The sequence below is a fragment of the Alphaproteobacteria bacterium genome, assembly GCA_040905865.1.
In the GTDB taxonomy this organism is placed as follows: domain Bacteria; phylum Pseudomonadota; class Alphaproteobacteria; order UBA8366.
In genome coordinates this window covers 128113-147475 of record JBBDQU010000074.1, presented here as the reverse complement: position 1 = coordinate 147475, position 19363 = coordinate 128113, and the positions used below count along the sequence as shown (strand labels likewise).

Below are 19363 nucleotides of genomic sequence, written 5' to 3'. Positions count from 1 at the left end.
CGCTGTAAGCTGATATGCACCTGATCAGTGTTGCGAGGGGCGTGCCGGTGGCTCAGTTGGAAAAATTTTATAATATTGCCGATTTACGCGAGGCGGCGCGCCGCCGTTTGCCGAAAGCCGTGTTCGAATACATCGACCGGGGTACCGAGGACGAGGTATCGCTGTCGGAGAACCGCGCGGCCTTCAACCGGTTGACGCTGCGCACCCGGTTCATGGTGGATCTCAGCGAACGGGACATGGGCACCGAAATTTTCGGCAAGCGCATCGACCTGCCGATCATCATCGCGCCGACCGGTATCGCCGGCCTTTGCTGGTATGAAGGGGAATTGGCGCTGGCCCAGGCGGCCGCCGCCGCGGGCATTCCCTTTACCCTGGCCATGAGTTCGCTGACGCCGCTGGAATCCATCGCGGCGCAAGCCGGCGGCCGTCCCTGGTATCAGCTGTACATGTGGGAAGAGGAGGAACTATCCTATGAAATGGTCGGGCGCGCCCGGGACCTGAATTTCGAGGCGCTGGTCGTGACAATCGACAGCGCCCTGGGACGGGCCCGTGAATACAATCACCGCAACGGGTTCAGCGTACCGCTGAAAATCAACCCGACCCTGATGACGGACCTGATGATGCATCCGCGCTGGCTGACCTCCGTGATGTTCCGCTATTTCATGAATGGCGGCATGCCAAACCACGCCAATTATCCCGCCCAGTACAAGCCCGTGATCGCCAGCAGGAACGGTCGCACACCCAAACGCCATGAGGCGATGACCTGGAAGGATATTGCCAGGATGCGCGATTTCTGGCCGGGCAAGCTGATCGTCAAGAGTATTCTCAGCGCCGACCAGGCGCGGCAGGCGGTGGATCACGGCGCGGACGCCATTGTCGTTTCCAACCACGGCGGACGGGCGCTGGATGGCTCCGTGCCGACCATCGATGTCCTGCCGGAAATCGTTGCCGCCGTCGGCGAGCGCACGACGATCATCCTCGACAGCGGCATCCGCCGCGGCAGCGACATCGTGAAGGCGGTGGCGCTGGGCGCCGATGCGGTCATGGTCGGCCGCGCGACACTTTATGGCACCGCCGCCGCCGGCATGGCGGGGGCAACAAAGGCGCTCGGAATTCTCGGAGAGGAGTTCGAGCGGTCGATGGGGTATGTCGGGTGCCGCAATGTCCAGGAACTGGATCCCACGATTTTCGGCCCGACCAACCGGAACTAGGGCGGCGCCCGTCACCGATAACAATCCATAACGAGGGGAAGCATGACCAAGGGGATACTCGCCGTCTGGTCCGATATCACGCCGGATGCGGCGGCGGATTACGACAGGTGGTACGAGGAAGAGCACATGTTCGAGCGGCTGGTGGTCGACGGGTTCCACCGGGCTCGACACTACCGGACCGTGTCCGGATCGCAGATGTTCTTCACCTATTTCGTCACGGACGATTCCAGGGTGATGAAAAGCCCCGCCTATTTCGAAAGCGCCAACAATTCCTCGGACTGGACGAAGCGCATACTACCCCATTTCCGCAACACCAACCGCACGGCCTTCAATGTCGTCCGCCGCATCGGCTGGGGCTTTGGCGCCGTTTCGATGACCATCCGCATGGGCGCCGCCGAAGGACGCGCGGGCGAACTGATGCGCTGGCTGGGTCAGGAGTTGTTTCCCGAGCTGCTGAGGAAGCCGGGGATTATAGGCTTGCAGATATGGGAGCGCGACCTGGATTCCACCGTCCTCAAGGTGCAGGACGCCAGCCTGCGGGGCAAGGAGGATGAAACCGCGCCTTTCACCGTGTTCGTTGAGGCGACGGGGATGGCGGCGCTGGAGAGTCTGGAATCGGGACCGCTGTCAGCGGACAGCCTCGCTGCTCACGGTGCCGAAGACATCATCATTTCCCGCCACCAGCTCATGAATTATGGCGAGAAGGAGCCCATGGCGGTGATTTAGGCGCTGTTGGTTGCCGGCGGCTTTCGCCGCTTTCAGGAAGGGATATGACATGATCAGGGGGATACTCGCGGTGTGGTCGGACATCACGCCGGAGGCGGCAGCGGAATACGACCGGTGGTACGAAGAGGAACATATGTTCGAGCGGCTGGTCGTCGATGGCTTCCATGGCGCGCGACATTATTGCACCGTGTCCGGGCAACAGATGTTCTTCACCTATTTTATTACCGACAATGCCGCCGTCATGCAGAGCCCCGGCTATTTTCACAGTACCGACAACACGTCAGCCTGGTCCCGGCGCATTCAGCCGCATTTCCGCAATACGAACCGCACGGCTTACAATGTCATCCGCCGCATCGGCTGGGGCTATGGCGCGGCCGCCATGACCATCCGCATGGAACCCGCAAACGGATGCGAGGACGCATTGGTGCGCTGGTTGGGGCAGGATCAGTTCCCGGCTCTGCTGAAGCGGCCGGGAATTATCGGCCTGCAGATCTGGAAGGCGGATATGGAAGCGACTCGCAGGAAGGTACTGGACGAAAAGACACGCGGGCAGGACCGGACCTCGGGCCTCACCGTCTTCATCGAAGCGACGGGGATGGCGGCGCTGGAGGAACTGGAGAACGGCCCACTATCTGTGGAAAATATCGTTGCCCATGGTGCGGTGTCCCCGGTCATCTCCCGCCACCAACTCATGAATTTTGGCGAGAAGGCGTTCCTGTCGGATATCTGATCTAAAAATCCACGGCGAGTTTCAGTGTCGCGGTGTGGGCGTCCTCGCCGGTTCCGCCATTGCTGATTTCGTAGTCCTCGTCATGCAGGTACTCGGCGGTTACGGCGACATGCTCGACAATGCCGACCGTGATCGCGCCACCGTACCGGTATTCGGGCAGTCCGAGCGCCAGCGCTTCTTCCGTCCCCTGTGCGGTCGCGGCGAAGGTCGTCTCCTTGCCGAGCAGTGTAATCGTATAGGCGCTTTCGATATGCCATGCACCGGGCCGCGCGCCGTTGGCGGCGAACGGAATTTCCGCGGCGTCGAAGTCTTCAAGCGCCGCGATATATGCGCCGCGCAGGGTGGCCGGTCCGAAGCCCAGGCTGCCGTGCACCGATGCGCCGGGAATGTAGTTATTCAGTGTCGTCGCTGTCGCGCCCAACGTATCGGTAAGTCCGTCGGAATCGGCCAGATTGGAAATATATTCGGCCCCGAAATCGTATTTGACGCTTCCTGTTTCGCCGGTGTAACCGGCAAAGAGGCCGCCCTGGTTGATATGGTCGCCGTTACCGGAACGCTGGCTGTCACCGTTATAGACATAGCCGCCTAGCGAGAACCCGCCCCATTCCGCACCGACCAACGCCGCCGCTTCCTTGGTTTCCGCCATGTCCTTGGTGACCGGGTCGGTGCTCATGTCAGTATCGAAGTTACCGAAAGGCACGGCGAATTGTCCGACCTGCAGGTAGGCGGGGAATTCCCCGGTATCGCCCAGGGTGACGAAGGCTTCGTCGAGCGTGATGTTGTTGCTGCCGTCCTCGAACAGAAGCTGGACATGGGTGTTAACGTATTTGACCGGGTTTGCGTCGAAATATAATTCGACCTTGGCCAGAGTCAGGTCGCTCGAATCGTTATTGCCGAAGCTGCTCGTACTCGTCGCTTCGGCTTCGATCACGCCGCCAATCTTCACGCGCTTCCACCACGCCTCCTCGCTTTCGGCATCCTTTACCGTGACAGCTTCGTCGGCCTTCATCGCTGCCTCTTCCGACGTTTTCTGCGCCGTTGACAGCGCTGATTTCAGCTCCTCAATAGCTTTCTGCTGCTGCTGGATAAGCTGCAGAAGCTGTGCGTTGCCGGGTACGCCGTCCGCCGCAATTGCCGGGTGAGTCGCAGCCGTAACAATCGCCATGGCGACGGTAGAGCTGAGTATCGATAGCTTCATTTTATTGTTTCCTTTTTTACTGTTGGGGCGGTCGCGGGATATTCTGGTGTTGCCGGCTCCCGGCGCCGGGCGTCGCTTCCCATGCCGCAACGCCTGCTTTGCCGTCGTCGTGCCGAATAAACATAATATTATAACATAACATTATGTTGTGACTATCCTCGGTGTCAATTCGGAATTTGGTGGGCTGTTCAGTCGACGTAATTACACGCGGCGGGCCGCGCGAACGGCCACTATGGCGCATCAGGCGCGATGATCGTCCCGCCGGTGGTCAGTCCGCTGCGTACTTCCCTCGGCGCTTGAATTCGCCGTAGCCCTGCCAGATCACCATACCGACGCAAATTGCCATGAACACGCCCGAAATGGGTCGTGTGAACAGCGGCACGATATCGCCGGCGGTGATCATCAGGCCGGAACGCAGCCCCGACTCGGCGATCGGCGCGAGGACGAGTCCGATGACGAACGGGCCGAGCGGCACTTTGCAGCGCTCCATGGCGAAACCAATAACGCCGAACGCCAGCATTACCCAGACGTCAAAGATCGAATTCGATGTCGCATAGGATCCCAGCAGGCAGAACAGCAGAATGACGGGCAGGATTCGCGACCGCGGCACAAGGGTCAGCCTCGCGAAGTAGATGGCGCCGAACACCATCATGAAGAACATCAAGACGTTGGCGATAAAGGCGGAACCCATGATGGCGACGACGAGGTCCGGGCTGTTGACGAAGAGCAGGGCGCCGGGCGTCACCGCATGGATCGTCATGGCGCCGAGCAGGATGGCGTCGATGACGCTGCCCGGAATACCCATCGCGATCAGGGGGATCAGCGCGCCGTTGACGCTGGCGTTATTGGCGGCCTCGGAGGCGATGATGCCTTCTTCCGCCCCCTTGCCGAACCGTTCCGGCGTCTTCGACAGGTTCTTGGTGGTGGTATAGGCGATGATCGAGGCGATGTTGGCGCCGACTCCCGGCAGGATGCCGATCCAGGTGCCGATCAGGCTGGAACGGATCAGGTTACCCATGTTGCGGGTCCAGTCCCTTACGCCGAGAAATATGCCCTTGCCGCGGACCCTGATCAGTTCGCCCTTGCGGTCGACTTCACAGACATCCGAAATGATCTGCCCCACGGCGAACACGCCGATAAGCACCGGTAGCAGCCCCAATCCACCGGTCAATTCCTGGAATCCGAAGGTAAGGCGCATCGATCCCCCGGCCGGGTCGACGCCCGGAATAGCGACCAGCATGCCCAGGAAGCCGGAAATCAACCCCTTCAGCAGGGAGCCTTCGCTGACCGAAGCGATGAGGACGATGGCCATCATGACCAGAGCAAAGATTTCGAACGGGCCGAATTTCGTGGCGAGGTCGGCGAGGGGGCGCGACAGCCCGACGAGGAACAGCCACGAGACGCAGCCGCCAAAGAACGACGCGCTGATGCCAAAGCCGAGCGCGCGCGCCGGCTGACCGCTGCGCGCCATGGGATAGCCGTCCAGCGTTGTCATGACCGAGGCCGGAGTGCCCGGCATGCGCAGCAAGGTGGCGGAGATCAGTCCGCCGGATATCGCGCCCACATACATGGCGACCAGCAGTGCCAGCGCGTTGGCCGGCGTCATGCTGAAGGTCAGCGGCAGGCTCAAGGCGATGAGCATCGTTCCGGTCAGCCCGGGAATCGCGCCCACGACGATGCCGAGGAGCGTACCCAGGGCGATAAAGAACAGGGGAGTCAATCCGAACAGTGCGCCGATGGCGGAAAGAATATCCATGATCGTTGTCCCGTCCGCCGTTTACGGCAGGTCGATGATGAAGACGTTGGTGAAAATATAATGGAGTCCGAACCCAATGAACGGGCTGGCTAAGAGTGTCGGCAGCCAGCCGCGCCTGTCGAACCGCGTCAGGATCGCCATGGAGACCACGAGGAACACCGTAGCGATAATATAGAACGGTACGATTCGGGTATGCAGCGCTGCGGCAAAGGCGACTGCCGCCAGCACCAGCCAGACTGCCATCCAGGGCGTCGGTGTGACCCCGTCGTCCTCCAGATTACGGTTGTAGCGCTCGGGCTTGATGATCAGCGGTACCGCCAGTACGGCGATCGCGATGGCCAGAATGCGCGGAAAGGCCGCCGGGCCAAGCGGTTCGTAGCTTGGTGGGGGCAGGTCTCCGGTGGCCCAGTAGACAGCACCGCAGACAAATAAAAGCAGTAAGCCAAGGATACGGTCGCGCATGGTTCCTGATCGCTGTGAAGGTAATTCCAGTAGTCGGCGAACGCCGGTCCGGTTCGTCCCCCGGTCCTGCCGCGCGATTGGGCGCCGGACCATCGGTGCAAGATTGTACCTTAAGAAACATTACAAGCCGAAACGGGCGCGGCATATGCCAGCCGCGCCCGTCGCCCTGGGTGGATTTACTTCTTCGCCACGCTTTTCGCCAGCGGTGCGATCCATTCATAGGTTGCATCAAGTTTCTTGGCGAAGCCCGGCCCGGTGTCATAGGTCAGGGCCATGCCGCGGTCCTCAAAAAGCGCCTTCTTGATGTAATCCGTTTCCATTGCCTTCTTCAGCATCGCCGCCATGCCGTCCATGGCTTCCTTTGGCGTTCCCTTGGGCGCGAACCACCAATGCTCGATGCAGAGCGACGCGTCGTAGCCTTGTTCCTTCGCCGTCGGATGGTCCATGACGCCCGGCTGGCGTTCCGGGGCCAGTACGGCGAGAAGCCGGAAGCCTTCTTCTTTGTAGCGCAGGTAGGACCCCACGCTCAGCAACCCGGCTGCCGTGTGCCCGCCTTTCAGCGACGAGATCGCATTCGCCTCGCCGCCAACCTGCACGAGGCGGAACTTTGCGCCCGGGTCGGAATTTTCCATGATCAGCGTCGTCATGTGGAACACGGAGCCGAGATTGGTCGCGAAGGGAATGGTGTTCGGCTTTGCCTTCGCCTCGTCCATCAGTTCCTTGAAAGTCTGCCACTTCGCTTCCTGCGGGACGATGGACGCCATGCAGGAATTTGTCGTGCCGGCAACCGCCTCGAAGTCGCGGTAACTGACCTGGGATTGGCCGGACGCTTCCGCCGACATCAGCGCAAGGTGGAGCAGCAGGAAGGTGTGCCCATCCGGAGCCGATGACTTCGCGCGGTTTGAACCGACCGAGCCGCCGGTCCCGCCGGTGATGTTCAGGACGGCCATCGGCTGCGGCAACAGGTTGTTGTCGGCTGCGGCTTTTTGGAAGGTGCGGGCGGTGATGTCGGTCACGCCACCGGCCCCGAAGGGGACGATGATGGTGATCGGTTTTTCCGGCCAGGCGGCTTGCGCCGGCGCAAGCGTAACAACCGACAGGGCAACTGCGGCCAGGGCAAGTTTACCAAGCGGGCGTATTGATTTGTTCGTCATTCGTCTCTCCCGGTTGAATGGAAAGTGCTGTTCGGCACAAGCGGAACCCGGCAGGCTTGGCCTCCATGCCTTCCCGGATAACAGGATCGAATGACGCCCTAAACGCTCATCGATGTCAATCCCGGGGTGATACACTGCTTATGGACACATCCTCACGACATGAAACAACCATGACAAGGGAGCCGGCGCGGCGGATTCCTAGCGCCACAGCACGTGACGGAACTTGATGGCGGTCAGTATGGTAACGGTCACGCCGCTGCCGCAATACAGCGCCAGGGTTGCGTGATAGCCGTATGCGTCGATCAGCCACCCCGCCAGCGTCAGTCCCAGGGGCAGCCCGTATACCGCCAGCGTCCGCACGCCCATCGCGCGGCCACGGAAACGGGAATCGAGCCCGTTGAGGAGGGTCACGGCGAGAGAAATCATGAAGATGCTGTGACCCATGCCGACGGCGTACAGCATCACGCTTCCGGCGATGGAACCGTCGGTCTGGCCGAACAGGAGCAGCACTCCGTACCAGACGATGGCGCTCTGCACGCAGAACCGGCCCGGTCGGCGCAGCGGGCCGATCCACGACATCAACAGCGATCCGGTCAGCGCGCCGCCCGCGTAGCACGCGACCAGGAGTCCCAGCCCTGTTGCGTCCAGGTGGAACAGTTCCTTGGCCACATAGGGCAGCATGTTGGAGGTCAGCGGCACGGCGGTGAAATTGATGAAAAAGGCGAGCCACATGATCGCCAGCACGCCTGGCGTGCGCCAGACATAGGCAAGCCCGTCTTTCAGGTCCCGCCATGGCGATACGGGCGTCCCCTGCGCCACCGGAGCGACCGGCTCGGCGCCGGGCTCGAGCTGCCGCGAGATGCCGAAGGTGAAGCACAGGCTGGCAGCATAAAAGCCGGTAATGACGACATAGGTGTAACCGATGCCCAGCGCGGTAAACAGTCCGGCGCCAACCAGTGCGCCGATGATCCGTGCCGAATCCTGCGTCGCGCGCGACAGGCCCAGCGCACCGCCAAAATTGGCTGGCGGGATGGTGTTGCCGATCAGCACGTTGCGCAGCGAGATATCGGAGGGCCGGATGATCCCCATCAGCGTGACGATGACGAAGACCACCGTGGGGGTGAGGTTACCGGAAAGGCCGAAGGCCATCATCGTACCGGCGAGCACCGCATAGGAAGCGCGTACAGCGCAGTAGACGTTCTTGTGCCCGTAGCGGTCGCCGATCACGCCGAACAGCGGCGCGATAAGAGTACCCAGATAGGCCAGTGCGGCCATGACCGCGAGCAGCTTCACTGATCCCGTTTCGACCAGGATGAACCAGCCGAGGATCAGCGTCTCCATTTCAAACGCCCAGGAGGCTGCCAGGTCGGCGGGCCACTGAAACCGGTAACTGCGGACCCTGAACGCGGCAAGCATGCTACAACCGCGTCAAATATGACGCGGCTGAACAGCGGAAGCTGTGCCGATTTGCATCTTGTCCGTCCGGTCCGGGTCAGACAGTCGCGAGCGCCTGATCCAGATCGGCCAGGATGTCATCGATATGCTCGATACCGATCGACAGGCGGACATAGCCATCGGTAACGCCGGTGGCGATCTGTTCATCGGCTGTAAGCTGGGAATGCGTCGTCGATGCGGGATGGATTGCGAGGCTTCGCGCGTCGCCGATATTGGCGACATGATAGAACATCTTCAACGCCTCGATGAAGGCCTGCCCGGCTTCCTTGCCGCCGGCCAGTTCGAAACCGACCAGCCCGCCCAGCCCGCCTTTGAGGTAGGTATCGGCGCGCCGTCTGTCTTCACCGGTCTGGTTGCCCGGATGGATGACTTTCGTGACCCTGGCATGCTTGCCGAGATATTCCGCGACCGCCACTGCATTGCGGCAGTGTTCGCGCATGCGAAGCGGCAGGGTTTCCAGTCCCTGAATGAAGTGGAAGGCATTCTGCGGGCTGATGGCGGGGCCTAGATCGCGCAGCAGGGCGACGCGCGCCCGGATGATATAGGCAATCGGGCCCAGCGGCTTGACCGCCTCGGTCCAGACCGCACCGTGATAGCTGTTATCCGGCGTGTTCAGCGCCGGCTGACGTTCCGGCACCGCTTCCCAGTCGAAGGCGCCGCTGTCGACGATGATGCCGCCGATGGAGGTGCCGTGTCCGCCGATGTATTTGGTCAGCGAATAAACGTTGATCGCGGCGCCATGGTCGAAAGGCCGGCAGATGACCGGCGCGGCGGTGTTGTCCATGATCAGCGGAATGCCCAGCGGCCGGCCGATATCGGCGACTTCCCTGATCGGGAACACCTTCAGCTTTGGGTTCGGCAGGGTTTCCGCGTAATAGGCGCGGGTCCGGTCATCGGTCGCGCGGCGGAAATTTTCCGGATCGGCAGGATCGACGAAGCGTACTTCGATACCCTGCTGTTTCAGCGTATTGGCGAACAGGTTCCAGGTCCCGCCATACAGGTCGGTGGAGCTGACGATATTGTCACCGGCCCAGGCCAGGTTTTGCACCGCCAGGGCCGAGGCCGCCTGGCCCGACGCAACCGCAAGGGCGGCGACGCCGCCTTCCAGCGCGACGATGCGTTGTTCCAGCGCGTCCTGTGTTGGGTTCATGATTCGTGTGTAGATGTTGCCCAGTTCCTGCAGGGCAAACAGGCGACTTGCATGTCCTGTATCCTGAAACTGGAACGAGGTCGTCTGATAGATTGGCACAGCAACGGCGCCTGTTGCCGGGTCGCTGCGGTACCCCGCATGCAGCACGATTGTTTCCGGATGCTTGCTATCGGTCATGATTTCCCCCGTGCCTTTCGCTTTCGAACACTATCCGTCCTGGGACCGGTAATGGCAATACGCTGTCATGGCATCTTGCCTGTCCCGAAAACCATACCGGAAGTACAGTTTCCCCGGTCTGTCGGGTAGCCGGGCCGCTGGGAATTGCCGGTTACCCGTTATCTGATTGAAATGAGGGGAGAAACCTTATCGTGCAAGCTGTACCACGGTCCCGCTGGTGCAGAATCCAAATGGTGGTCATTTTGCCGGCAATGCCGACGCGGTTGGCTCCGGGATGCCGGCGCGACTTTATCTCCGCCTTCACCATGAACTATATCGACGAGGCGGCAGAGGAATTCGACGACGGCAATCCGCGACGCATGTTCGTCCTGAATTTGAACGGAGGGAGCGCCGGCGTTAATGGCGCTCCCTCCGGGCGCACTTTTTTGATTTACGTATCCGTATCCGCGGGCGGCGGTTCCGGCGTCCGTGGATCGATGGCGAAAACGGCCGGCGAGGAAACGTTCACCAGGACGAAATTGTCGCGTTCCTCCGCTATCGGGGCATCGCTGCGGGTCGTCCGGTAATAGGCAAATCCTGCCGTCAGAATGTGAACCGCCGCGGTGAAATAGAACAGCGCATGATAAGAGGTCGTTTCCATGATCGCCGATGCGATGACCGGTCCGACCACGGCGCCGAGGCCGAAAATCAGCAGCAACCCGCTACTGACATCGACCCGGTCGCCCGGTTCGACCAGGTCGTTGGCGTGGGCGATGCTCAGCGCATAGATGGGGAAGGCGAAGCCACCGAACAGAAACGCCAGGGCGAGCATCAGGATGTGCGAATAACCACTGAGCGTCGCCAGCCCCAGCCCGGCCAGGGCGCACAGCAGGCAGGCGGCAATCAGGACGTAACGCCGGTCATAGTGATCCGACAGTCGCCCCAGCGGAAACTGCAATATCGCGCCGCCGATGATGGTTACGGCCATGAAAAAGGCGATTTCCGAAACCGGAAGGCCGTTCAGCCGCGCGTAAACGGGGGCGAGCCCCCAGAATGCGCCATTCGCCATGCCGACCGCGATACATCCCAGAACGGCGACAGGCGAAATGCTGTACAGCCAGCGAATCCGCAGTCGGGTCTGCTGGATCGGCCGCGGAGCGGTCGCGGTGGTCAGCGCGACGGGAACCAGCCCTATGGCGATCAGCACGGTAACAATTGCAAAGAGTTCGAACCCTGCGGGTTTGGCGGCATTCAGCAGGAACTGACCGCCGGTGATCGCCGTCAGGTTCACGACCTGGTAAATTGACAGCACGAGGCCCCGGTTTTCGTTGCTGCTGTGTTCGTTCAGCCAGCTTTCGATAATCATGTACAGGCCGGCGAAACAAACGCCGGTCAGGCACCGGAAGACATACCAGGGGACAGGTGAAACGATGAGGGCGTGCAGCATCGTCGAGGCGGCGGCGATGGCGGCGAGCGCCGCAAAGGCGCGAATATGGCCGACCCGCTTGATCGCGTAAGGTCCCGCGATACATCCGACCGTGAAGCCGAGATAATACGCAGCGCCGATGCCGCCAATTTCGAACGCGGAGAATCCATCAATATCGGCCCGGATTGGTAGAACAGTACCCTGGAGCCCGTTTCCGACAAGAAGGATAAAAACGCTGAGCAACAGCGCGGCAATGGGGGCAAGATTCATTACACTGACCTCTTCAGTACCGACCCAGACTTAGAGCACATCAGGTTTAATTGGAACCGCAACAGGTTCCATATAAACCTGTGAAGGTGCTCTTTCCGGTCAAAACGGTTGAGCTTCGGCCCGCGGCCCGCGATAGTCGGTTACCGGTACATGAATGCCCGACGTTTGTGAAAGATTGATGAACACCATCCTGACATTGCTCGACCCGGAACGGGTGCGAGAATTCTATGACGCCGGTTTCTGGCGGGGCGATACAATTTACGACCTGGCGTGCGCACATGCTGCGCGGACCCCGGATGCGCCCGCATTCCGCGACCGGTACCGGCGCATGACCTACCGGAATCTCGTTGCGGTGGCGGATGAACTGGCGGCCGATCTTCACCGGCGCGGCGTGTGTCACGGGCAGCGCGTGGCGGTGTGGTTGCCGGGTCGGGTTGAAGTCGCCATCGCCCTGCTGGCCTGTTCGCGCAACGGTTATGTACTGTGTCCGTCCCTGCACCGGGACCATACTGTCGCGGATGTTGGAAACCTGTTGCGCCGGATGCGCGCGAGCGCATTGATTTATCAGGAAGGCTACGGCGTGGATTCGGTGTCCGCGCATGCGGCCTGGGTGCCGGATGACATTGAATCGCTGTGCCATGCCTATATCCTGCCGCCGCTGGCTGATGAACCGGCTCCGGCAGCGCCGTTTGCCGGGATGCTGGATGCCGCGCCGGGCCGGGTGGCGGATCCGGCACGGGTTTCCGAACCGGACGGTGTCGTCTATCTCGCATTCACTTCCGGTACGACGGATGCGCCCAAGGGGGTGATGCACAGCGATAATACGATACTGGCGAACTGCCGTGTTTTTACCGCGGACTGGGGGCTCGACGCGGATTCGGTCCTCTATACGATGAGCCCGCTCAGCCACAATCTCGGGCTGGGGGCGCTGGTAAACGCCCTGCTGACGGGGGCCGAGCTTGTGGTGCATGACCTGCCCCGTCAGGCCAGTCTGCTGGATCGCCTGCTGGAAACCCGGGCCAGTTTCCTGGTCGGAGTGCCGACCCATGCGGTCGATCTGCTTTCGGAATTGCGGGCCCGGAAAGACCCGAGCCTGCCGTATCTGAAAGGATTCCGGATTTCGGGCGCGGCGGCATCCGGCGATGTCGTCGACCGGTTACTGGCATACGGTGTCCGCCCGCAGAGCGGATACGGCATGACCGAGGCGGGCTCGCATAATTACACGCTACCCGATGACGATCCGGCGCTGGTAACGGGTAGTTCGGGGCGCGCGGCCCCCGGATATGAACTGAAGATCTGGCGGCGGAACGATCCGGAACGCGAAGCGGCGCCGGGGGAAGTCGGTCAGATCGGCGGCCGTGGCGCCAGCCTGATGGTCGGTTATTTCAATGACCAGGCCGCGACGGAATGCTGCTTCAACAGCTCGGGATGGTTCATGACCGGGGACCTGGGATGGATGGACGACAACGGTTATGTCCGCGTGACCGGCCGCAAGAAGGAACTGATCATCCGTGGCGGGCGCAACATCTATCCGGGCAAGCTGGAAAACCTGGCGATGGGTCATGCCGCGGTGCGCCGCGCCGCCGCTGTTCCCGTGGCCGACGGACGGTTGGGTGAAAAAGTCTGCCTTGCGGTCATGCTGTATGACAACGCGACGGTAACGGCGGATGACCTGCTGCGGCATCTGGACGCTTCGGGCCTGTCGCGATATGACATGCCCGAATACTGGCTGCTGCTCGACGACATCCCGTTGACCGCGAGCGGCAAGATATTGAAACGGACGCTGGTGGAGCGGATTGCATCGGGCGCGTTATCGCCCGCTCCGATACGCTGGCGGCGTCCGATCGAGGGATAGGAGCCGGCCATGCGCGCCGTCGTAATTCATGAATTTGGCGATGCCGGCGATGTGCCGCTGGGGACATTGCCCGACCCGGCGCCCGGACCAGACGAGGTACTGGTGCGCATCCACGCCGTCGCCGTCAATTTTGTCGACCTGCTGGTGATGGAAGGGAAATACCAGTTTCTCCCGGACAGGCCCTTTGCGCCGGGCAAATTGCCTTGCGGCGTCATCGAGGCAGTCGGCAGCGCCGTGACGGCGTTCCGACCGGGCGACCGGGTCCAGACCATGGCGGAACATGGCGGTTATGCGGAACTGGTGGCGGTTCCCCAGGACCAGTGTCTGCATTTGCCCGATACCCTGTCGTTCACGGATGCGGCGTCAATGGCGCTGGCATTCGATACCGCCTGGTTTGCCCTGCGGGACCGCGCGAGGATCCGGCCCGGGGAGAGTGTTCTGGTCCTTGGCGCCACTGGCGCCGTCGGCAACGCCGCGCTGCAACTCGCGAACGCCTGGGGCGCGCGTGTGCTGGCCGGCGCATCGTCGCCGGACCGGATGGACGATGTCCTGCGGGCCGGTGCGGATGCGGCTATCGACCTGTCGCGAAAAAACCTGCGCGATGATCTTCGCGCGCAGGTCCATGCGGCCAATGACGGCAACGGCGTCGATATCGTCATCGATCCGCTGGGTGGCGATATCTTCGATGCGGCAATCCGCGCCCTGGCCTGGCGGGGTCGCCTGGTTGTGGTCGGGTTCGCCGCGGGGCGCATTCCCGAAATCCGGGCCAATTATCTTTTATTGAAAAATATTGAGGTCAGCGGATTACAGGTCAGCGATTATCGCAAACGGGATCCGGACCAAATGGCGGTTTGTTTTGCCGAACTTTTCAGCCTTTACGAATCCGGAAATCTGATTCCGGCGGCGTCGGAAACCTTTCCGCTCGACCGGTATCGGGATGCCCTGACGCGGATGCGCGACAGGACGGCAGGGAAGCGGCTTGTACTGCAGCCGAATCGTTGATCGGGCCTCGGCCGGCGTAGCGTGAGATTCGAACCCATTCAATTAACAGGCCTCCAAGCAGACAGAAATTAATTGACGACAGCAATATTGCTCCGGCTGGCCGAAGGCACCCGATTTTGAATGATTGCTGGTGTCGTGCCGTGTCAAACCGGATACAATGGTGAATATGATGAACCGCAAGCGGCGAGACCGCGCAAAGATGTCATGAGTCAGGACAACGCATTAGCCAATTACGATGCGGGTGGGTTTTTCTGCGAACTTTTCGGTCGCGACGGAAAGCCTCCGGAACATACCGCTCTGGTGCGTGAGCGCCTTTCGCAATTGAATATCCCGTCGCTGCGGCGGAGGTCCCGCGATGCGATCGAGGAACTGTACGATCTGGGAATAACATTTACGGTCTATTCCGACCGGGACGTGATTGACCGGATACTACCCTTCGACGTCATCCCCAGGGTCATTTCGCCAAAAGACTGGAAAATCATTGAGACCGGCGTACAGCAGCGCGTTGCGGCTTTGAACCTTTTCCTGCGCGATATCTATAACGACCGAAAAATCCTGAATGACAAGGTCGTGCCGGCGGATCTTGTCCTCGGCAATGCGAATTATCGCAAGGAAATGGTCGGGCTGGACGTTCCCGGCGGGGTATACGTCCATATCTGCGGTACCGATATCGTGCGCGACGAAACGGGCGAATTCCGTGTGCTGGAAGATAACGCCCGGACGCCGTCGGGCGTTTCCTATGTCATCGAGAACCGCCACCTTATGCTGCGCGCCTTCGCCGATCTTACCGACGGCATCGATCTGCGTCCGGTGGACGGCTATGGCAGCCAGCTGGCCGGCGCCCTGGCGGCGGTCGCGCCGATACATGCACCGAATGACCCGTGTATTGTCCTGTTGTCGCCGGGTACGTTTAATTCAGCGTATTTCGAGCATGTATTTCTGGCGCGGGAAATGGGCGTGCCGCTGGTCGAAGGGCAGGACCTTGTGGTTGAAAAGGACCGCGTCTTCATGAAGACGACCGGCGGACTTGTTCCCGTACATGTCATTTACCGGCGGATTGACGATGCCTTTCTTGACCCGGAGGTCTTCAACCCGGAAAGCGTTCTGGGCGTACCGGGCCTGATGCGCGCTTACCGCAAGGGCAATGTCAATATCGCCAATGCGGTGGGAACCGGGGTTGCCGACGACAAGGCCATCTACGCCTATATGCCGCGCATCATCCGCTATTACCTGGACGAAGATCCGATTCTTCAGAACGTGCAGACGAATATCTGCCGGGAAGACGAAGGTCTCGCCTACACGCTCGACCGTCTGGAGGAACTGGTGACCAAGCCGGTTGGCGAATCCGGCGGATATGGCGTTGTTATCGGACCGCGCGCCACCAAAAAGGAGCTTCGCGAACTGCGCGCCGTTTTGCGGAAGAAGCCGGATAACTATATCAGCCAGCCCATGATCAATCTGTCCGTCACGCCGACGCTGATCCGGAACGCGGTGGAGCCGCGCCATGTTGACCTGCGCCCGTTCGCGGTGACCGGCGACTCCACCTGGGTATTGCCCGGCGGATTGACGCGGGTTGCGATGAAACGCGGCTCGCTGGTCGTTAACTCGTCACAGGGCGGCGGAACGAAGGATACCTGGGTCCTTGGATAGCAGTCTTCTCACACGGTTTGCGGAAAACATTTTCTGGCTCGCCCGGTATATGGAGCGGATCGAAAACCTTGCGCGTATCCTGGACGTCAACGAAACCTATAATCGCGGGCGCGCCGGCGACAACGACTGGAGCCGCATCCTGCGGCTGCATCACGATGAGGAGGCGTATCTCGAGCGGCATGAGGAGGCGAACGAGAGCGCCGTCATTGCCTTTTACATCACCGACCGCAGGAATCCGAACTCGATCGTTTCATGCCTGCATTTTGCCCGGGAAAACGCCCGGTCGCTGCGCCACCTGATCAGTACGGAAATGTGGCGCCAGATCAATACGTTCTACAGCCGGATCCGCAACGTCAAGGCCGCCGACCTGCGAAACCTTTCGGAGTTGTGCCGCGAAATCAAGGAAGGCTGCCAGACGCACACCGGAATTACGGAAGGCACCTTTTTCCGCAACCAGGGCTGGACGTTCTACCATATAGGCAAGTATCTGGAGCGCGCGGACCAGACGACCCGGCTGGTCGATATGCGCCGCCATATGCTGATCCGCGCCGATGTCGGGGATGGCGAAGCCGATGCGGCGCGGCAGCTCGATCTGATTGAGGTCAATACCCTGCTGCGGTCGCTCGCCGGATTCCACGCCTTCCGGCAGGTTCATCCGGCGGGGATGACGGCGGAAGATGTCGTTTCGTTCCTGCTGTTCGACAACCGGTTTTCGCGGTCGGTTGCATTTTCACTGGGCATGGTGGAGTCGCTGGTCGGCGATTTATCGAAGACCCATCGCTTGCGGCGGAATGTGGAAATTCGCGCCGCCCTTGCCGACGCCCGGGCGCTTCTCGATAGCGGTACCGTAGCGGGAATGGACGCCGCTGGCCTGCATGACTATCTGGACATGTTGCAGTTGAAGGTGGGCATTCTCACCAGCGCGATCGACGATGCATATTTCGGGTAATATCTTTAACATTCCGCTGTTAAAGAGTTCTCGCTACCCACCGTATGCCCAGGAAAAATCCTGATGCAGAGGCTGACCGTCGATCACAGGACAACATATCATTACGCGCGCCGGGTCGCGTTCGGCGATCACCGGCTTATGTTCCGTCCGCGGGACAGCCATGACCTGCGCCTGATCGATGCCAGCCTGACCATTTCACCACCGGGCGAGGTCAGGTGGTATCACGATGTATTCAGCAATTCCGTGACCGTGGTTCGCCCCGGTTCGCCAAGCGACATGCTGTCCTTTAAAAGCGTGATCGTGATTGAGCGCTATCCGGCCGCCAATATCGATTTCAAGATCGAGCCCTTTGCGCAGACCCTGCCGTTCAGCTATCCGGCGTCGGAAATTCCCGATCTGGGCCGCACGATTGAACGGCAGTATCCCGAACAGGAACACGGGATCACCGAGTGGACCAGCAGGTTCCTCAAGCCGACCGGCCTGACCGATACCCAGGAGTTTCTGATAGGCGTCACCGAAGGCATCAAGGATACCTTCCAGTACGAAGCGCGTGACGATCCGGGCACGCGGACTCCGGCGCAAACGCTTGAACTCGGCAGCGGCAGCTGTCGCGATTTCGCGCTGTTCATGATGGAGGCGGTGCGTTCCGTCGGGCTCGCCGCCCGTTTCGTCAGCGGTTATCTGTACGACCCTTCGCTGGATGGCGCAGGGAATGCCATGGTCGGCGCGGGGGCGACCCATGCCTGGATGCAGGTCTATCTGCCCGGTGCGGGTTGGCAGGAATTTGACCCCACAAACGGCATCATCGGTGGGGCCAATCTTATCCCGGTAGCTGTCGTCCGCGAACCGGGCCAGGCTGTCCCGGTGCAGGGCACGTTTGACGGTACCCAGACCGATTTCCTGAACATGGAAGTGGACGTCCGCGTCACGGCGGGGCAGTAAAGAGTATCGTTTCTGTCGTGCGGCAGTCGCCGTGCGGCTCGCTCCGGTAACCAGCCTGCGGAAGAGGCGGAAAAACATGAGCCAACACCGCGACTGGCGAAATGTCGCCGTTCTGGCAACCTGCCAGATGCTGTACAATTCGGGCCGCTCGCTGCTGGTCGCCACCAGCCCCCTGATCGCTTATGAAATTGCCGACAACAAGGCGCTTTCCACGGTACCGATCACGCTGGCCATTGTCGGTACGGCCGCTGCGACCATTCCGGCGGCGATGCTGATGCGGCGGATCGGGCGCGGACCGGGGTTCGCGGCAGGGTCGCTGATCGGCGTGCTGGGCGGGCTGGCCTGTCTGTACGGATTGTATATCCAGGATTTCCTGACCTTTTGCGCCGGGGCGCTGCTGTTCGGCTTTTTTTCCGGCTTCGCCCATCTGTATCGCTTCGCCGCGGCGGACGTCGCCGCGCCGGCGTTCAAAAGCAAGGCCATATCGCTCGTCCTGACCGGTGGGCTGGTTGCGGCCTTTGTCGGACCTGAAATGGCCAAACTCGGCCAGTACATGGTCGACGGCATCGAGTTTTTTGCCTCCTATATGTTCATGGTCGGTGTCACGGTGCTGAGCGGAATTGTCGTCATGGCGGTCGACATCCCCAAACTGTCGCCGGAGGAGGCGAAGGCGCCGGGCCGCCCGATCCGGGAGATCATGCGCCAGCCGGTGTTTATCGTCGCAACGCTGTGCGCCGTGGTGGCGCAGGCGGTGATGAACCTGCTGATGACATCGACACCGCTGGCGATGTTGCACGCGGAGCATATATTCGCGGATACGGCGCTGGTCATCGAATGGCATATTTTCTTCATGTACGCGCCGGGATTCTTCACAGGATCGCTGATCAACAGGTTCGGCGCGGTGACGATGATCTGTATCGGCATTGCGATCCAGACGGGCAGTGTCGTTGTCGCTCTGTCCGGTACCGAAGTGTTCGATTTCTGGCTCGCCATGGCGCTGCTGGGGCTGGGCTGGAATTACGCCTTTACCGCCGGCACCAACCTGCTGACGGAGGTCTATACCCCGTCGGAGCGGGCCAAGACCCAGGCGGCGAACAATTTCATCATCTTCACGGTCGTGGCCGGCGGTTCACTATCCTCCGGCTGGCTGATGCATTATTTCGGTTGGGAGTGGGTCAATATCGGCGCGATGCCGCTGCTGTTCATTTCTTTCCTGGCGGCCCTCTGGCTGGCGTTCCGGCGGCGCGGAGGAACACCGGTCGCCGTCTGAC

16 protein-coding genes are annotated in these 19363 nt (G+C 61.0%); 9 read left to right on the top strand and 7 right to left on the bottom strand.

Features of this window, described 5'->3' with window-relative positions; translation table 11 throughout:
* Window positions 1–47: 47 nt before the first annotated feature.
* Genes WD767_17285 through WD767_17275 form a run of 3 tightly spaced genes read left to right on the top strand, consistent with a single transcriptional unit; the run spans window position 48 to window position 2667 of the window.
* A complete protein-coding gene (locus tag WD767_17285) occupies window positions 48–1211 on the top strand; it encodes an alpha-hydroxy acid oxidase (GenBank protein ID MEX2617846.1) in 1164 nt (387 codons plus the stop codon).
* 42 nt (window positions 1212–1253) lie between these two features.
* Window positions 1254–1937, top strand: coding sequence for a hypothetical protein (locus WD767_17280; GenBank protein ID MEX2617845.1), 684 nt, complete (start codon window positions 1254–1256; stop codon window positions 1935–1937).
* Window positions 1938–1986: 49 nt separating this feature from the next.
* Window positions 1987–2667, top strand: coding sequence for a hypothetical protein (locus tag WD767_17275; GenBank protein MEX2617844.1), 681 nt, complete (start codon window positions 1987–1989; stop codon window positions 2665–2667).
* Window position 2668: 1 nt separating this feature from the next.
* On the opposite strand, the gene WD767_17270 is transcribed toward WD767_17275, so the two are convergent.
* The 7 genes from WD767_17270 to WD767_17240 all read right to left on the bottom strand — a co-directional run bounded on the left by WD767_17270 (window position 2669) and on the right by WD767_17240 (window position 11694).
* A complete protein-coding gene (locus WD767_17270) occupies window positions 2669–3865 on the bottom strand; it encodes an LbtU family siderophore porin (GenBank protein MEX2617843.1) in 1197 nt (398 codons plus the stop codon).
* Between the two features lie 268 nt (window positions 3866–4133).
* Window positions 4134–5621, bottom strand: a complete 1488-nt coding sequence (locus tag WD767_17265) for a tripartite tricarboxylate transporter permease (GenBank protein ID MEX2617842.1) — start codon at window positions 5619–5621, stop codon at window positions 4134–4136.
* Between the two features lie 21 nt (window positions 5622–5642).
* Window positions 5643–6083: a tripartite tricarboxylate transporter TctB family protein gene (locus WD767_17260; protein MEX2617841.1), complete on the bottom strand. Its 441-nt coding sequence runs from the start codon at window positions 6081–6083 to the stop codon at window positions 5643–5645.
* 176 nt (window positions 6084–6259) lie between these two features.
* Window positions 6260–7237 (bottom strand): tripartite tricarboxylate transporter substrate binding protein, encoded by a 978-nt coding sequence (locus tag WD767_17255; GenBank protein ID MEX2617840.1) that lies wholly within the window; start codon window positions 7235–7237, stop codon window positions 6260–6262.
* A 198-nt stretch (window positions 7238–7435) separates the two neighbouring features.
* Window positions 7436–8653 (bottom strand): MFS transporter, encoded by a 1218-nt coding sequence (locus WD767_17250; protein MEX2617839.1) that lies wholly within the window; start codon window positions 8651–8653, stop codon window positions 7436–7438.
* A gap of 76 nt (window positions 8654–8729) precedes the next feature.
* Entirely contained in the window at window positions 8730–10019 is a 1290-nt protein-coding gene (locus WD767_17245) for a PLP-dependent transferase (GenBank protein MEX2617838.1), read from the bottom strand.
* Between the two features lie 430 nt (window positions 10020–10449).
* Window positions 10450–11694, bottom strand: coding sequence for an MFS transporter (locus WD767_17240; GenBank protein ID MEX2617837.1), 1245 nt, complete (start codon window positions 11692–11694; stop codon window positions 10450–10452).
* A gap of 178 nt (window positions 11695–11872) precedes the next feature.
* On the opposite strand from WD767_17240, the gene WD767_17235 reads away from it, so the two are divergent.
* The 6 genes from WD767_17235 to WD767_17210 all read left to right on the top strand — a co-directional run bounded on the left by WD767_17235 (window position 11873) and on the right by WD767_17210 (window position 19362).
* Window positions 11873–13549 (top strand): class I adenylate-forming enzyme family protein, encoded by a 1677-nt coding sequence (locus WD767_17235; GenBank protein MEX2617836.1) that lies wholly within the window; start codon window positions 11873–11875, stop codon window positions 13547–13549.
* A gap of 9 nt (window positions 13550–13558) precedes the next feature.
* Complete coding sequence (locus tag WD767_17230; protein MEX2617835.1) at window positions 13559–14551, top strand: NADPH:quinone oxidoreductase family protein; 993 nt, start codon at window positions 13559–13561, stop codon at window positions 14549–14551.
* A gap of 204 nt (window positions 14552–14755) precedes the next feature.
* Window positions 14756–16201, top strand: coding sequence for a circularly permuted type 2 ATP-grasp protein (locus tag WD767_17225; GenBank protein MEX2617834.1), 1446 nt, complete (start codon window positions 14756–14758; stop codon window positions 16199–16201).
* Entirely contained in the window at window positions 16194–17150 is a 957-nt protein-coding gene (locus WD767_17220) for an alpha-E domain-containing protein (GenBank protein ID MEX2617833.1), read from the top strand. The genes WD767_17225 and WD767_17220 overlap by 8 nt, the downstream gene beginning before the upstream one ends.
* Before the next feature lie 63 nt (window positions 17151–17213).
* Window positions 17214–18092, top strand: coding sequence for a transglutaminase family protein (locus WD767_17215; protein MEX2617832.1), 879 nt, complete (start codon window positions 17214–17216; stop codon window positions 18090–18092).
* Window positions 18093–18168: 76 nt separating this feature from the next.
* Complete coding sequence (locus WD767_17210; protein ID MEX2617831.1) at window positions 18169–19362, top strand: MFS transporter; 1194 nt, start codon at window positions 18169–18171, stop codon at window positions 19360–19362.
* Window position 19363 lies beyond the last annotated feature (1 nt).

Bases quoted from the DNA above. Each gene is read 5' to 3' on its own strand.
- WD767_17280 (MEX2617845.1), top strand. From the start codon at position 1,254: ATGACCAAGGGGATACTCGCCGTCTGGTCCGATATCACGCCGGATGCG.
- WD767_17275 (MEX2617844.1), top strand. From the start codon at position 1,987: ATGATCAGGGGGATACTCGCGGTGTGGTCGGACATCACGCCGGAGGCG.
- WD767_17270 (MEX2617843.1), bottom strand. From the start codon at position 3,865: ATGAAGCTATCGATACTCAGCTCTACCGTCGCCATGGCGATTGTTACG.
- WD767_17265 (MEX2617842.1), bottom strand. From the start codon at position 5,621: ATGGATATTCTTTCCGCCATCGGCGCACTGTTCGGATTGACTCCCCTG.
- WD767_17260 (MEX2617841.1), bottom strand. From the start codon at position 6,083: ATGCGCGACCGTATCCTTGGCTTACTGCTTTTATTTGTCTGCGGTGCT.
- WD767_17255 (MEX2617840.1), bottom strand. From the start codon at position 7,237: ATGACGAACAAATCAATACGCCCGCTTGGTAAACTTGCCCTGGCCGCA.
- WD767_17250 (MEX2617839.1), bottom strand. From the start codon at position 8,653: ATGCTTGCCGCGTTCAGGGTCCGCAGTTACCGGTTTCAGTGGCCCGCC.
- WD767_17245 (MEX2617838.1), bottom strand. From the start codon at position 10,019: ATGACCGATAGCAAGCATCCGGAAACAATCGTGCTGCATGCGGGGTAC.
- WD767_17240 (MEX2617837.1), bottom strand. From the start codon at position 11,694: ATGAATCTTGCCCCCATTGCCGCGCTGTTGCTCAGCGTTTTTATCCTT.
- WD767_17235 (MEX2617836.1), top strand. From the start codon at position 11,873: ATGAACACCATCCTGACATTGCTCGACCCGGAACGGGTGCGAGAATTC.
- WD767_17230 (MEX2617835.1), top strand. From the start codon at position 13,559: ATGCGCGCCGTCGTAATTCATGAATTTGGCGATGCCGGCGATGTGCCG.
- WD767_17225 (MEX2617834.1), top strand. From the start codon at position 14,756: ATGAGTCAGGACAACGCATTAGCCAATTACGATGCGGGTGGGTTTTTC.
- WD767_17215 (MEX2617832.1), top strand. From the start codon at position 17,214: ATGCAGAGGCTGACCGTCGATCACAGGACAACATATCATTACGCGCGC.
- WD767_17210 (MEX2617831.1), top strand. From the start codon at position 18,169: ATGAGCCAACACCGCGACTGGCGAAATGTCGCCGTTCTGGCAACCTGC.